General features: G+C 69.0%; 11 protein-coding genes and 1 tRNA gene. 11 read left to right on the top strand and 1 reads right to left on the bottom strand.

Translation table 11 applies throughout. The features are described from left to right. Positions 1-3 precede the first annotated feature (3 nt). Positions 4-141, bottom strand: a complete 138-nt coding sequence (gene rpmH / locus ACZ7J0_RS13650; protein WP_006381191.1) for a 50S ribosomal protein L34 — start codon at positions 139-141, stop codon at positions 4-6. 370 nt (positions 142-511) lie between these two features. Between rpmH and dnaA the strand changes: the two genes are divergently transcribed. The 11 genes from dnaA to ACZ7J0_RS13595 all read left to right on the top strand — a co-directional run bounded on the left by dnaA (position 512) and on the right by ACZ7J0_RS13595 (position 15,070). After that, entirely contained in the window at positions 512-2,263 is a 1,752-nt protein-coding gene (gene dnaA / locus ACZ7J0_RS13645; RefSeq protein ID WP_470886970.1) for a chromosomal replication initiator protein DnaA, read from the top strand. Positions 2,264-3,196: 933 nt separating this feature from the next. Continuing rightward, a complete protein-coding gene (gene dnaN / locus ACZ7J0_RS13640) occupies positions 3,197-4,327 on the top strand; it encodes a DNA polymerase III subunit beta (protein WP_470886968.1) in 1,131 nt (376 codons plus the stop codon). Positions 4,328-4,471: 144 nt separating this feature from the next. Next, positions 4,472-5,350: a phosphogluconate dehydrogenase (NAD(+)-dependent, decarboxylating) gene (gene gnd / locus ACZ7J0_RS13635; protein ID WP_470886966.1), complete on the top strand. Its 879-nt coding sequence runs from the start codon at positions 4,472-4,474 to the stop codon at positions 5,348-5,350. 56 nt (positions 5,351-5,406) lie between these two features. Beyond that, positions 5,407-6,528 (top strand): DNA replication/repair protein RecF, encoded by a 1,122-nt coding sequence (recF, locus tag ACZ7J0_RS13630; RefSeq protein WP_470886964.1) that lies wholly within the window; start codon positions 5,407-5,409, stop codon positions 6,526-6,528. Further along, entirely contained in the window at positions 6,525-7,121 is a 597-nt protein-coding gene (locus ACZ7J0_RS13625) for a DciA family protein (protein ID WP_470886962.1), read from the top strand. Before recF ends, ACZ7J0_RS13625 begins: the two co-directional genes overlap by 4 nt. Positions 7,122-7,407: 286 nt before the next feature. Beyond that, entirely contained in the window at positions 7,408-9,483 is a 2,076-nt protein-coding gene (gene gyrB / locus ACZ7J0_RS13620) for a DNA topoisomerase (ATP-hydrolyzing) subunit B (protein ID WP_470886960.1), read from the top strand. A 41-nt stretch (positions 9,484-9,524) separates the two neighbouring features. Then, positions 9,525-12,131 carry a DNA gyrase subunit A gene (gyrA, locus tag ACZ7J0_RS13615; protein WP_470886958.1) on the top strand — a complete coding sequence of 869 codons (2,607 nt, stop codon included), beginning with the start codon at positions 9,525-9,527 and terminating at the stop codon, positions 12,129-12,131. Between the two features lie 87 nt (positions 12,132-12,218). Further along, on the top strand, positions 12,219-12,764 hold the full coding sequence (locus tag ACZ7J0_RS13610; RefSeq protein ID WP_470886955.1) for a DUF3566 domain-containing protein: 546 nt from the start codon (positions 12,219-12,221) through the stop codon (positions 12,762-12,764). A gap of 71 nt (positions 12,765-12,835) precedes the next feature. Then, positions 12,836-12,909: transfer RNA gene (locus tag ACZ7J0_RS13605), tRNA-Ile, on the top strand. Positions 12,910-13,147: 238 nt separating this feature from the next. Then, positions 13,148-13,282: a DLW-39 family protein gene (locus tag ACZ7J0_RS13600; protein WP_003958712.1), complete on the top strand. Its 135-nt coding sequence runs from the start codon at positions 13,148-13,150 to the stop codon at positions 13,280-13,282. A 450-nt stretch (positions 13,283-13,732) separates the two neighbouring features. Further along, positions 13,733-15,070, top strand: a complete 1,338-nt coding sequence (locus ACZ7J0_RS13595; protein WP_470886953.1) for a hypothetical protein — start codon at positions 13,733-13,735, stop codon at positions 15,068-15,070. Positions 15,071-15,088: the final 18 nt, after the last annotated feature.

Below are 15,088 nucleotides of genomic sequence, written 5' to 3'. Positions count from 1 at the left end.
CGGTCAGGCGGACAGGCTCGCGCGACCCTTGCCACGGCGGTTCGCCAGGATGGCGCGGCCGGCGCGGGTGCGCATGCGCAGACGGAAGCCGTGGGTCTTGGCACGACGGCGGTTGTTCGGCTGGAAGGTGCGCTTGCTCACTCGGGGGCTCCAGAAATGATTCGTTGGTGGCGGGACATCGCCTGGCTGTCACCGTGCGCCCACGAGAAGCTCGCAATACGCCCGAGTGCACCGCTTCACGATCACAGACCGTGATCTTTGCCCATCGGAGGCAGGCGGCAGCAGCCATCGACAACTCGACCACGTTACGGTACGCGCGGCTACGCCATCCGGTCAAACCAACCGCTCGCTGCCCCACACTGTGCACAGGCTGTGGACAACAACTTGAACCACGTCAGCCGCCGCGACTACCGTGGCTGAACTCCGAATCTTTTCCCCTTGTGTCCTTACCTGTCCTTACAGACCGTCCCGAGAACCACACATTCGTGGGACCTGCGAGAGAGCGTGCCCTGTGGCTGACGTACCTGCCGATCTTGCCGCAGTGTGGCCACGGGTGCTGGATCAGCTCCTCGGGGAGGGCCAGCAGGGCATCGAGCCCAAGGACAAGCAGTGGATCGAGCGCTGCCAGCCTCTCGCGCTGGTGGCGGACACCGCTCTGCTCGCCGTGCCCAACGAGTGGGGCAAGCGCGTTCTCGAGGGCCGGCTGGCGCCGCTGATCAGTGACACCCTCAGCCGTGAGTGCGGCCGCCCGATCCGTATCGCGATCACCGTCGACGAGTCGGTCGGCGAGCAGCCCGCGCCGTCCGCGCCTTCCGTGCAGCAGCCGCGCTACGACGAGCGCCCGCGCCAGGACGCGTACGACGGTTACGGGCACCGCCAGCAGATGCCCGACGACGGGCTGCCGACCGTGCGCCCCGCCTACCCGGAGTACCAGCAGCAGCGCCCCGACCCCGGGTCCTGGCCGCGCGTCCAGGAGGACCTGTGGCAACAGCAGCGCCTGGGCGGGTTCCAGGAGCGGGACCCGTACACCGGACCGCGTCCCCAGCAGCCGCAGCACGACTATCGCGGCCCGCAGAGCCAGGACCGCCCGCAGTACGAGCAGCAGCGCCCGGAGCGCGCCGAGCTGCCCGACCCGCAGGCCCAGCGCCATGGAGGCCCCGGAGGAGGTCCGGGCGGAGGGCCCGGCTCCATGGGTTCCTCCTCCGGCAAGGGACCGGGTCCCGGCGAACCGCACGCCCGTCTCAACCCCAAGTACCTCTTCGACACCTTCGTCATCGGGTCGTCGAACCGCTTCGCCCACGCGGCGGCCGTCGCGGTGGCCGAGGCGCCCGCCAAGGCGTACAACCCCCTCTTCATCTACGGGGAGTCGGGGCTCGGCAAGACCCACCTGCTGCACGCGATCGGGCACTACGCGCGCAGCCTCTACCCGGGCACGCGGGTGCGTTATGTGAGCTCCGAGGAGTTCACCAACGAGTTCATCAACTCGATCCGTGACGGCAAGGGCGACACCTTCCGCAAGCGCTACCGCGATGTGGACATCCTGCTGGTCGACGACATCCAGTTCCTCGCGAGCAAGGAGTCGACGCAGGAGGAGTTCTTCCACACCTTCAATACGCTCCACAACGCCAACAAGCAGATCGTGCTGTCCTCCGACCGGCCGCCCAAGCAGCTGGTGACGCTGGAGGACCGGTTGCGCAACCGCTTCGAGTGGGGTCTGACCACCGATGTGCAGCCGCCGGAACTGGAGACGCGGATCGCGATCCTCCGGAAGAAGGCCGTGCAGGAGCAGCTGAACGCCCCGCCGGAGGTACTGGAGTTCATCGCCTCGCGGATCTCGCGCAACATCCGCGAGCTGGAGGGCGCCCTGATCCGGGTGACGGCCTTCGCGAGCCTCAACCGCCAGCCGGTGGACCTCGGGCTCACCGAGATCGTGCTGAAGGACCTGATCCCCGGCGGCGAGGACTCGGCCCCCGAGATCACCGCGAGCGCCATCATGGCGGCGACCGCGGACTACTTCGGGCTGACGGTGGAGGACCTCTGCGGATCCTCGCGCAGCCGGGTGCTGGTGACGGCCCGCCAGATCGCCATGTACCTCTGCCGGGAGCTCACCGATCTGTCGCTGCCGAAGATCGGCGCGCAGTTCGGCGGCCGGGACCATACGACGGTGATGCACGCCGACCGCAAGATCCGCGCCCTGATGGCGGAGCGGCGCTCCATCTACAACCAGGTCACGGAGCTCACCAACCGCATCAAGAACGGCTGACACGCCGGCCGACAGAGCCCTCCGAGGACGCCCCGGGACACCGTTCCGGGGCGTCTTTCGTCGTTGGAAGGGGCGTCCTTCGTCCTCGCGGAGCGCGTCCTTCGCCGTGCCGGGGGGCGCCACGGGGGCGTTGAGGGGGCGTCCGGGCGGAGACGCGCGCCGCCGCCCTGTTCGAATACCGAGGCGCGGGGAGCCGTTCTCCACAGATCTGGGGAGAATCTTCCGTCCACAGCCTGGGGACTGGTGGGTTGTCCAGACCGTGTCCACAGGCAGTCTGCTCGAGAGATCATCATTCCAGGTCAGAGCCTTGTGGATTTGTGGTCAACCGCGCTCCACAGCCTGTGGACAGATCATCTGTCCACAGGGGCTCACCGGCGTTGTCCACCGGCGGCCCACAGGCAGAGCGCTCTTGCCCACAGCTTCTCCACACCGCTGTCCACTGTTCGGCAACGAAACGCCCGTCCTCACCGGCTCGAGTGAAAGCCGTCACACCAAGGTGGTCGGTTGGCCTGTGGGGAAGGTGGGTAAAGCTGGGGACGACGCTGGGGAGAACTCCCCGTCGCCTGTGCATCGGGTGTGCAGAACTTTCCGGCGTCCACAGAAAGGGCAGGTTGTCCACCGGTCCCGCCCACAGGCACGGTGGACAAAAAATGGGCGGTGACCTGCGAAAACGACGTTATCCACCGTTTCCACAGGCCCTACTACTACTCCCACTTAGAGTTACCGGGAAATTCGCTTCGAAGAAGGCCCTGTGCACAACTCGGCCCCGGAGCCACCGAGGCCTCTCGCGGCGACTTGACCCCGAGCCGCACCGACTGTCGGCGGCGTGCGTCAGACTGGTCCCCGGCAACGTCCCCTGCCTCCGGTGGGGAGACACCGAGCCAGACGACGAAAGCCAGCAGGGCGAGCCAGCAACAGCAGGAGGCGGTTCCGGTGAAGATCCGGGTGGAGCGCGATGTACTCGCGGAGGCGGTGGCCTGGGTGGCCCGCAGCCTCCCGGCCCGTCCGCCGGCGCCCGTACTCGCGGGCCTTCTTCTGAAGGCCGAGGACGGCGCGCTCAGCTTCTCCAGCTTCGACTACGAGGTCTCGGCCCGCGTCTCGGTGGAGGCCGAGGTCGAGGAGGACGGCACCGTCCTGGTCTCCGGCCGGCTGCTCGCCGACATCTGCCGCGCTCTCCCCAACCGGCCGGTGGAGATTTCCACAGACGGTGTACGGGCGACCGTGGTCTGCGGCTCGTCGCGATTCACACTCCACACCCTGCCTGTGGAGGAGTACCCGGCCCTGCCGGAGATGCCCACCGCGACCGGCACCGTCCCCGGTGAGGTCTTCGCCTCCGCCGCCGCGCAGGTGGCCATCGCCGCCGGCCGTGACGACACCCTGCCGGTGCTCACCGGTGTGCGGATCGAGATCGAGGGCGACACCGTCACCCTGGCCTCCACCGACCGCTACCGCTTCGCGGTCCGCGAGTTCCTGTGGAAGCCGGAGTCCCCGGACGCGTCCGCGGTCGCCCTGGTGCCCGCGAAGACCCTGCTGGACACCGCCAAGGCGCTGACCAGTGGTGACACGGTGACCCTGGCGCTCTCGGGCTCCGGCAAGGGTGAGGGTCTGATCGGTTTCGAGGGGGCGGGACGCCGCACGACCACGCGTCTGCTCGAGGGCGATCTGCCGAAGTACCGGACGCTCTTCCCCACCGAGTTCAACTCGGTCGCGGTGATCGAGACCGCTCCGTTCGTCGAGGCCGTCAAGCGCGTGGCCCTGGTGGCCGAGCGGAACACCCCGGTGCGGCTCAGCTTCGAGCAGGGCGTCCTGATCCTGGAGGCCGGTTCCAGCGACGACGCACAGGCTGTGGAGAGGGTCGACGCCAACCTGGAGGGCGACGACATCTCGATCGCCTTCAACCCGACGTTCCTGCTGGACGGTCTGAGCGCCATCGACTCCCCGGTCGCACAGCTGTCCTTCACGACCTCCACCAAGCCCGCGCTGCTGAGCGGCAAGCCGGCGGTGGACGCCGAGGCCGACGAAGCGTACAAGTACCTGATCATGCCGGTCCGCCTCAGCGGCTGAGACCGTTCCTCCGCCCGGCCGACCGCGTTTCGCGCGGGTCGGCCGAGCGGTCGACTGAGCGGCTGACCCCACAGGTGTGCGCCCGTGTCCCGGCGTAGGCTCGGACGCGGGTACGAACCGCACACGACGCTTAAGGAATCTCTGATGGAGCTCGGTCTCGTCGGTCTTGGCAAGATGGGCGGCAACATGCGTGAGCGCATCCGCCGCGCAGGCCACACCGTCATCGGATACGACCGCAACCCGGACCTCGCGGATGTCCACAGCCTCGAGGAGCTTGTGGGCAAGCTCAAGGGCCCGCGCGTCGTGTGGGTGATGGTCCCGGCCGGTGCCGCGACCCAGTCCACCGTCGACGAGCTGGCCGAGCTGCTCTCCCCGGGTGACATCGTCGTGGACGGCGGTAACTCCCGCTGGACGGACGACGAGAAGCACGCGGAGGAGCTCGCCGCCAAGGGCATCGGCTTCGTCGACTGCGGCGTCTCCGGCGGCGTCTGGGGTCTCGAGAACGGCTACGCGCTGATGTACGGCGGCGACGCCGAGCATGTCGCCCGGGTCCAGCCGATCTTCGACGCGCTCAAGCCCGAGGGCGAGTTCGGTGCCGTGCACGCGGGCAAGGTCGGCGCGGGCCACTTCGCGAAGATGGTCCACAACGGCATCGAGTACGCCATGATGCAGGCCTACGCCGAGGGCTGGGAGCTGCTGGAGAAGGTCGACTCCGTCACCGACGTGCGGGAGGTCTTCCGCTCCTGGCAGGAGGGCACGGTCATCCGCTCCTGGCTGCTCGACCTGGCCGTCAACGCGCTGGACGAGGACGAGCACCTCGACAAGCTGCGCGGGTTCGCCGCGGACTCCGGTGAGGGCCGGTGGACCGTGGAGGCCGCGATCGACAACGCCGTGCCGCTGCCCGCGATCACCGCCTCGCTGTTCGCGCGCTTCGCGTCCCGCCAGGACGACTCGCCGCAGATGAAGATGATCGCCGCACTGCGCAACCAGTTCGGTGGCCACGCGGTCGAGTCGAAGAAGTAATCCACAGGCTGTGTGCTCCGGCGCACGGCCACGCCGGGGGAAGGTCGGCGCACATCATGCATGTCACGCATCTGTCGCTGGCCGACTTCCGGTCCTACGCCCGGGTCGAGGTTCCGCTCGACCCGGGCGTCACCGCGTTCGTGGGGGCGAACGGCCAGGGCAAGACGAACCTCGTCGAAGCGGTCGGCTATCTGGCCACGCTCGGCAGCCACCGGGTGTCCTCGGACGCGCCGCTCGTCCGGATGGGCGCCGAGCGCGCCGTCATCCGGGCCGCCGTCACCCAGGGCGAGCGCTCCCAGCTGGTTGAGCTCGAACTCAACCCGGGCCGCGCCAACCGGGCGCGTATCAACAGGTCCTCACAGGTCAGGCCCCGGGACGTACTGGGGATCGTCCGCACGGTCCTCTTCGCGCCCGAGGACCTGTCGCTCGTCAAGGGGGACCCCGGGGAGCGCCGGCGCTTCCTGGACGAGTTGCTGACGGCGCGCGCGCCGCGCATGGCGGGCGTGCGCTCCGACTACGAGCGGGTGCTCAAGCAGCGCAACACGCTGCTGAAGAGCGCCGCGATGGCTCGGCGCCACGGCGGACGGTCGATGGATCTGTCCACGCTCGATGTGTGGGACCAGCATCTGGCGCGGGTGGGCGCGGAGCTGCTCGCCCAGCGGCTCGACCTGATCGCGACGCTCCAGCCGCTGGCGGACAAGGCGTACGAGCAGCTGGCGCCGGGCGGCGGGCCGGTCTCGCTGGAGTACCGAGGATCCGCGGCGGGCGACGCGCACACCCGCGAGGAGCTGTACGAGCAGCTGATCGCCGCGCTCGCCGACGTCCGCAAGCAGGAGATCGAGCGGGGCGTGACCCTGGTCGGCCCGCACCGCGACGAGCTGCTGCTCAAGCTGGGCGAGATGCCGGCCAAGGGCTACGCGAGCCATGGCGAGTCCTGGTCGTACGCGCTGGCGCTGCGGCTGGCGTCGTACGACCTGCTCCGGGCGGAGGGCAACGAGCCGGTGCTCGTCCTGGACGACGTGTTCGCCGAGCTGGACGCGCGACGCCGGGAACGGCTGGCGGAGCTGGTCGCGACGGGCGAACAGGTGCTCGTGACGGCCGCGGTCGACGACGATGTGCCGGGGGTGCTGGCGGGCGCGCGGTACACGGTCGCGGAAGGCGCGGTCGAGCGCGTATGAACAACTCCCCCGAGTTTCCGGACCTCGCCGCGGGCTCCGGCCTGCCCGCCGCCGGGACCCCCGCACCGGGCGCGCCCGGCGTTCCCGAGGCGTCGGGCGTCGACTTGGCGCGGGTGGCGCTGCGTGCCGCCAAGGAACAGGCGCGGGCACGTGGCGCGGCGGCGCAGCAGAAGAAGCAGGCCAAGCGCGGCGGCGGACTGCGGTCGGGGGCCCGCGCGGACGGGCGCGATCCCCTGCCCCTCGGCGCCGCGATCAACCGGCTGATCACCGAGCGCGGCTGGGAGACGCCGGCCGCGGTGGGCGGTGTGATGGGCCGGTGGCCGCAGATCGTCGGAGACGACCTCGCGAAGCACTGTGTCCCGCTGCGGTACGACGAGGACCCGGACGAGCGCGTACTCACCGTGCAGTGCGACTCGACGGCCTGGGCGACGCAGCTGCGCCTGCTGGCCCCCCGGCTGGTGGCCCGTCTGAACGAGGACCTCGGTCAGGGGACGGTACGGCTGATCAAGGTGCTGGGCCCCGGCGGCCCCCGCCGGGGGTACGGACCGCTCCGAGCGCCGGGCTCGGTGGGGCCCGGGGACACGTACGGATAGGGAGCGGACGGCGGAGCCGCACACAGGAGCGAGCGGAAACCGGCTCCGGAGCGCCCGCCCACACAACCCGTGACAGCCCGAAGCGCTGGGTGCCCGTCAGAGCCTCTTGGAGCCCCTTCCCGGATATGGGGAGTCGGGCCGCTCCGGTTCAGGGCGGCACATGCGGACTCAGGTACCGGCAAACCCCCATTCATGTCGGCGCTACCGGTAGACTGGTAGACAATCCCGCCCCATCGCGGAACATGTCGAACGACGCAGCCGCTCCCGTATGCCCGGAGAACGGCTTGTGCTGTGCCAGAAAGGGCGCTTCGTGGCCGATTCCGGCAACCCCAACGAGAACACTCCGTCCACTGCTGCCGGCGCGAACGGCGAGGTGACTGCCTCGTACGACGCCAGCGCGATCACCGTCCTCGAGGGCCTCGACGCGGTTCGCAAGCGCCCCGGCATGTACATCGGGTCGACGGGCGAGCGTGGTCTGCACCACATGGTCCAGGAAGTCGTCGACAACTCCGTCGACGAGGCCCTGGCCGGTCACGCGGACATGATCGACGTCACGATCCTGGCCGACGGCGGCGTGCGCGTCGTCGACAACGGCCGCGGTATCCCCGTGGGCATCGTCCCGTCGGAAGGGAAGCCGGCCGTCGAGGTCGTGCTGACCGTCCTGCACGCGGGCGGAAAGTTCGGCGGCGGCGGCTACGCGGTCTCCGGTGGTCTGCACGGCGTCGGCGTGTCCGTGGTGAACGCCCTGTCGACGCGGGTCGCGGTGGAGATCCGGACCGACGGCCACCGCTGGACGCAGGAGTACAAGCTCGGTGTGCCGATGGCGCCGCTGGAGCGCCACGAGGAGACCGACGAGACGGGCACCTCGGTGACCTTCTGGGCCGACGGTGACATCTTCGAGACGACCGAGTACTCGTTCGAGACGCTGTCGCGGCGTTTCCAGGAGATGGCGTTCCTGAACAAGGGACTGACCATCCGTCTGACGGACGAGCGGGAGTCGGCGAAGGCCGTCCTGGACGCGGACGACCCCGAGGCCGCCGAGAGCGCGAGCGAGGCGGAGAAGGTCCGCACGGTCACGTACCACTACGAGGGCGGCATCGTCGACTTCGTGAAGTACCTGAACTCGCGCAAGGGCGAGCTGATCCACCCCACGGTCATCGACATCGAGGCCGAGGACAAGGAGCGGCTGCTCTCCGCCGAGATCGCGATGCAGTGGAACTCGCAGTACACGGAGGGTGTCTACTCCTTCGCGAACACGATCCACACGCATGAGGGCGGTACGCACGAAGAGGGCTTCCGCGCCGCCATGACGGGTCTCGTCAACCGGTACGCGCGCGACAAGAAGCTGCTGCGCGAGAAGGACGACAACCTCTCCGGCGAGGACATCCGCGAGGGTCTGACGGCGATCATCTCCGTCAAGCTGGGCGAGCCGCAGTTCGAGGGCCAGACGAAGACCAAGCTGGGCAACACGGAGGCCAAGACCTTCGTCCAGAAGGTCGTGCACGAGCACCTCACGGACTGGTTCGACCGCAACCCCAACGAGGCCGCGGACATCATCCGCAAGGCGATCCAGGCCCAGACGGCCCGCGTGGCCGCCCGCAAGGCCCGTGACCTGACCCGCCGCAAGGGGCTCCTGGAGAGCGCGTCGCTGCCCGGCAAGCTCTCCGACTGCCAGTCGAACGACCCCACCAAGTGCGAGATCTTCATCGTCGAGGGTGACTCCGCCGGCGGCTCGGCAAAGTCCGGCCGCAACCCGATGTACCAGGCCATCCTGCCCATCCGAGGCAAGATCCTGAACGTCGAGAAGGCCCGGATCGACAAGATCCTGCAGAACACCGAGGTCCAGGCGCTGATCTCGGCGTTCGGCACCGGAGTCCACGAGGACTTCGACATCGAGAAGCTCCGCTATCACAAGATCATTCTGATGGCGGACGCCGACGTCGACGGTCAGCACATCAACACGCTGCTGCTGACGTTCCTCTTCCGCTTCATGCGGCCGCTGGTCGAGGCGGGGCACGTCTACCTCTCCCGCCCGCCGCTGTACAAGATCAAGTGGGGTCGGGACGACTTCGAGTACGCGTACTCGGACCGCGAGCGCGACGCGCTCGTCGAGCTCGGCAAGCAGAACGGCAAGCGCATCCGCGAGGACTCGATCCAGCGCTTCAAGGGCCTCGGCGAGATGAACGCCGAGGAGCTGCGCATCACCACCATGGACCAGGACCACCGTGTGCTCGGCCAGGTCACGCTGGACGACGCGGCACAGGCCGACGACCTCTTCTCGGTGCTGATGGGTGAGGACGTGGAGGCGCGGCGCTCGTTCATCCAGCGCAACGCCAAGGACGTCCGCTTCCTCGACATCTGAGTCGGTCTCAGCTGACCGCACGAAAGGACTGAAGACCAGCAATGGCCGACGAGAACACTCCTGTCACCCCCGAAGAGGAGCCCGTCGCTCTGCGGGTCGAGCCCGTCGGGCTCGAGACCGAGATGCAGCGGTCGTACCTCGACTACGCGATGTCCGTCATCGTGTCGCGTGCCCTCCCGGACGTCAGGGACGGTCTCAAGCCCGTCCACCGCCGGGTGCTGTACGCGATGTACGACGGCGGATACCGGCCCGAGAAGGGCTTCTACAAGTGCGCCCGTGTCGTCGGTGACGTCATGGGCACGTACCACCCGCACGGCGACACCTCGATCTACGACGCCCTCGTGCGCCTCGCCCAGCCCTGGTCGATGCGCATGCCGCTCGTCGACTCCAACGGCAACTTCGGTTCCCCGGGCAACGACCCGGCCGCCGCCATGCGGTACACCGAGTGCAAGATGATGCCGCAGTCGATGGAGATGCTCCGGGACATCGACGAGGAGACCGTCAACTTCCAGGACAACTACGACGGCCGCAACCAGGAGCCGACGGTCCTGCCGGCGCGCTTCCCGAACCTGCTGATCAACGGCAGCGCCGGTATCGCCGTCGGTATGGCCACCAACATCCCGCCGCACAACCTGCGCGAGGTCGCGGCCGGTGCCCAGTGGGCGCTGGAGCACCCGGAGGCCACGCACGAGGAGCTCCTGGACGCGCTCATCGAGCGGATCAAGGGCCCGGACTTCCCCACCGGCGCGCTGGTCGTGGGCCGCAAGGGCATCGAGGAGGCGTACCGCACCGGTCGTGGCTCGATCACGATGCGCGCGGTCGTCGAGGTCGAGGAGATCCAGAACCGCCAGTGCCTGGTGGTCACGGAGCTGCCGTACCAGACCAACCCGGACAACCTCGCGCAGAAGATCGCCGACCTCGTGAAGGACGGCAAGATCGGCGGTATCGCCGACGTCCGCGACGAGACGTCCTCCCGGACCGGCCAGCGCCTGGTGATCGTGCTCAAGCGCGACGCGGTCGCCAAGGTCGTCCTGAACAACCTCTACAAGCACACCGACCTCCAGACGAACTTCGGCGCCAACATGCTGGCGCTCGTCGACGGTGTGCCGCGCACGCTCTCGCTCGACGCGTTCATCCGCCACTGGGTGACGCACCAGATCGAGGTCATCGTCCGCCGGACCAGGTTCCGGCTGCGCAAGGCCGAGGAGCGGGCCCACATCCTGCGCGGTCTGCTCAAGGCGCTGGACGCGATCGACGAGGTCATCGCCCTCATCCGGCGCAGCGACACGGTCGAGGTCGCCCGCGAGGGCCTGATGGGCCTGCTGTCGATCGACGAGATCCAGGCCAACGCCATCCTCGAGATGCAGCTGCGCCGGCTCGCCGCCCTGGAGCGCCAGAAGATCGTCGCCGAGCACGACGAGCTCCAGGCGAAGATCAACGAGTACAACGCGATCCTCGCTTCCGAGGAGCGCCAGCGTCGCATCGTCAGCGAGGAACTGGCGACGATCGTCGAGAAGTTCGGCGACGACCGCCGCTCCAAGCTGGTGCCCTTCGACGGTGACATGTCCATCGAGGACCTGATCGCCGAGGAGGACATCGTCGTCACCATCACGCGTGGCGGCTATGTGAAGCGTACGAAGACCGAGGACTACCGCTCGCAGAAGCGCGGCGGCAAGGGCGTGCGCGGCACCAAGCTGAAGCAGGACGACATCGTCGACCACTTCTTCGTGTCGACGACCCACCACTGGCTGCTGTTCTTCACGAACAAGGGCCGGGTCTACCGCGCGAAGGCGTACGAGCTCCCGGACGCCGGCCGGGACGCGCGCGGCCAGCACGTCGCCAACCTGCTGGCCTTCCAGCCGGACGAGCAGATCGCCGAGATCCTGGCGATCCGCGACTACGAAGCCGCTCCGTACCTGGTGCTCGCCACCAAGGGCGGTCTGGTCAAGAAGACCGCGCTGAAGGACTACGACTCGCCGCGTTCGGGTGGTGTCATCGCGATCAACCTCAGGGAGACCGAGGACGGCAGCGACGACGAGCTGATCGGCGCGGAGCTGGTGTCGGCCGAGGACGATCTGCTGCTCATCAGCAAGAAGGCGCAGTCGATCCGCTTCACCGCCACCGACGACGCGCTGCGGCCGATGGGACGAGCCACGTCCGGCGTCAAGGGGATGAGTTTCCGCGAGGGCGACGAGCTGCTCTCGATGAATGTCGTCCGGCCCGGTACGTTCGTCTTCACCGCCACAGACGGTGGGTACGCCAAGCGCACCAACGTCGACGAGTACCGCGTCCAGGGCCGTGGTGGCCTGGGCATCAAGGCCGCCAAGATCGTGGAGGACCGTGGTTCCCTGGTCGGCGCGCTGGTGGTCGAGGAGACCGACGAGATCCTCGCCATCACGCTGTCCGGTGGTGTGATTCGCACGCGAGTCAACGAAGTCAGGGAGACCGGGCGTGACACCATGGGCGTCCAACTGATCAACCTGGGCAAGCGCGATGCCGTCGTCGGTATCGCTCGCAATGCCGAGGCCGGTGCCGAAGCCGAAGAGGCCGTCGGGGCCGAGGACGCCGAAGGTGTCGAGGACACCGAGGGCGTCGAGACCGAGGCCGTCGAGGGCACCGAGCCCTCGACCGCGGAGCACGAGGAGTAGAGCGTGAGTGGAGCCACGGGCGCCGGATCGGCCGCTGCTGGAGCGAACGGTGCCCGTGGCCCTGCCACGGACTCCCAGGGGGTTGTGGTGACGGACACTCGGGGGTCGAACCCCTCGTACGAGGCTTATCCGAACGGGCCTCTGCCCGGCGAGCGTGAGCCCGCGCAGCAGCCGGGCCAGCCCTACCAGCCGCCGCCGGCCTACGTCGGCCAGGGCGGCCCGACGGTGCGCCGGCCGCGCACCGGGGCCAAGACGACCCCCCGGACGCGCAAGGCGCGGCTGCGGGTGGCCAAGGCCGACCCGTGGTCGGTGATGAAGGTCAGCTTCCTGCTCTCCATCGCGCTGGGCATCTGCACGGTCGTGGCGGCCGCGGTCCTTTGGATGGTCATGGACGCCATGGGCGTCTTCTCCACGGTCGGCGGCACGATCAGCGAGGCCACCGGCTCCAATGAGAGCAATGGCTTCGACCTCCAGTCGTTCCTGTCGCTGCCGCGCGTGCTGATCTTCACCTCGGTGATCGCGGTCATCGATGTGGTGCTGGCCACGGCGCTGGCGACGCTGGGCGCCTTCATCTACAACCTGTCGGCGGGCTTCGTGGGCGGCGTGGAGCTGACGCTGGCCGAGGACGAGTGACCTGCGAACCAACCGATTTTGGAGCTACCGCCTCCGTGCGCTAATCTTCAGAGGTCAGCGCGCAGCGCGGAGGGGCTATAGCTCAGTTGGTTAGAGCGCATCCCTGATAAGGATGAGGCCACAGGTTCAAATCCTGTTAGCCCCACAGTGCGAAGGGCCCCCAGTCGATCAGACTGGGGGCCCTTCGGCATCTCCGGACCGCCTCCGCCGCCCCGCGCCGTACGGCGCCGACTCCGGGTCGGGCCGATCGCCGTTCGCCGCGCACGGCGACACGTGCGGCGGAGAAGGTAGTTGACCCCCCGGTAGGTCACCGATCGATATCGGTCGGTGTGTATTGTGGGGCGCCAGAAGTCTCCTACGTCAAGGAAAGACGAGGTCGCGCGGTGAAGAAGCTCCTCCTGGTCGCACTGGCCGCCATCGGCGGGCTCCTCGTGTACCGCCAGATCCAGGCGGATCGCGCCGAGCAGGATCTGTGGACGGAGGCGACCGACTCCGTGCCCGCAGGTTCGGGTGTGTGAGACGCGCAAAGTCTGCTGACGAAGCCCTGGCCGTGTAAACGGCCGGGGCTTCGTGCTGTCGCGGGACCCCGGCAGCGGCTCCGCGACTTCGCCTACGCAAATCATTTGCTTGCAAGAGCAAAACTGAGTGAGCCCTGGGGCCGCGGGCCGCGCAGATCGCGCGGAAGCCGCAGATCGGCGTCGTCCGGCGGATGGCCCGCGTGGCCGTGCTCGGCGACGGGCGAACCGGGCCCGGGCACCCTCGTCACGGCGAGCGTCGATGGTGACCGGGGGCAAGGCGGACAAGGGGCGCGATTCGGCCGCACGCGCAGACAGCGGTGGGACGGGCGGGGCAGGATGGACCGGCACCGTGGCCGCCGCCGTGGCGGGCGGCGCGGTCGTCCTGATCGCCGGAGCGGTGCTCGCGCTGGTATGGCGCAGGGCGGCCATGGAGACGACGAGGAGAGACGCGTGAAGAGGCAGCGCGGCAGCGGCCGGGTGACGGCCGCCGTGGTGGCGGCGATGTGCGTGGCGGCGCTGCCCGGGCAGGCGTGGGCGGCCGGCGAGAGCCCGTACGTCTTCGACAGCAGTGCGAAGACCGTCAAGGGCGCCGTGTCCAGCGGCGACGCACAGCGCCTGGACGCGGGATCGGTTTACCGGGACTCCATCAAGAAGGACGGCAAGCTCTACTACCGGGTCGACCTCGACGCGAAGACGAACGCGTACGTCTCCGTCGTCGCCGTGCCGAAGCCCGGGGCCAAGGCCGAATACGGCGACGGCATCAGCGTGAGCCTGCAGGACGGCTCCAGCACGCAGTGCAGCTCGCGCGACACCCACTTCGAGTCCGCCGGGTTCACCCGTCCCCTGGCCGCGTACGCCTCGCGGACCATCAAGGCCGACGGTACCAACTGCCAGCAGCAGGGCGCCTACTACGTCCTGGTCGAGCGGACCAGTAAGAGCACGTCCACGCCCGACGACTGGCAGTTGGAGATCCGCTACGACTCCGAGCCCGCGCTGAAGGCGGCGAGGCCGACGTCGGTGCCGGACAGCTGGCCCTCGGCGTCGCCGCCGCCGCCCGCCGGCGGCCCGCAGAAGCGCGCGGGCGGAAGCAGCTACGTCGACGCCACCGGCCTCGAGCAGGGTGAGTGGCGGGACGACATCAAGCCCGGACAGACGCTCTACTACCGGGTGCCGGTCGACTGGGGCCAGCAGATCTTCGCCACCGCCTCCCTCGGCAGCAGCTCGACGGGCACCGACTACATCGGCAGCGCGCTCGTCCTGTCGCTGGACAACCCGGCGCGTGGTCACGTCGACCAGAACACGGTCGCGTACGACGGCAAGCAGAACCAGGTGGCGCTGGAGCCGCAGCGGCCCGTGGCGTACGAGAACCGTTACGCCTCCAGCGAGGAGACGAACGCCATGCGGTTCGCCGGCTGGTACTACCTGTCGGCCACGCTCAACCCCGAGGTGGCCGGGGCGTACGGCGACAAGGCCCTGCCGCTGACGCTGCGGGTGAACGTCACCGGGCAGGCACGGACGGCGCCCGCGTACGACGGGTCCCCCGGGATCTTCACGGTCACCGAGGAGGACAAGGAAGCGGCCGCGAGCGGGCAGAGCGGACCGGAGGCGGCGCGGAGCGACACGATGCGTCTGGTCGCGGTGGCCGGGATCGGTGCCGGGACCGTGCTTCTGCTGGGACTGGCGGTGTGGACGGTCGTCGCCCGGCGGCGGGGAGCCGCGGCCTCGTCCGGGGGCGCGTCCTCGGGACAGGGAGGGCCGCCGCAGTCGGGGCCGCCCGCCTCCTGGTGAGACAGGCGGCCGCGGAGG

This window comes from Streptomyces sp. NPDC038280, from assembly GCF_055600045.1.
This window is presented reverse-complemented; position numbering and strand designations above follow the sequence as displayed.

What these genes read in the sequence shown, in the direction of transcription:
- gnd (WP_470886966.1), top strand. Translation starts at nt 4,472, where the DNA reads ATGGAGCTCGGTCTCGTCGGTCTTGGCAAGATGGGCGGCAACATGCGT.
- recF (WP_470886964.1), top strand. Translation starts at nt 5,407, where the DNA reads ATGCATGTCACGCATCTGTCGCTGGCCGACTTCCGGTCCTACGCCCGG.
- ACZ7J0_RS13625 (WP_470886962.1), top strand. Translation starts at nt 6,525, where the DNA reads ATGAACAACTCCCCCGAGTTTCCGGACCTCGCCGCGGGCTCCGGCCTG.
- gyrA (WP_470886958.1), top strand. Translation starts at nt 9,525, where the DNA reads ATGGCCGACGAGAACACTCCTGTCACCCCCGAAGAGGAGCCCGTCGCT.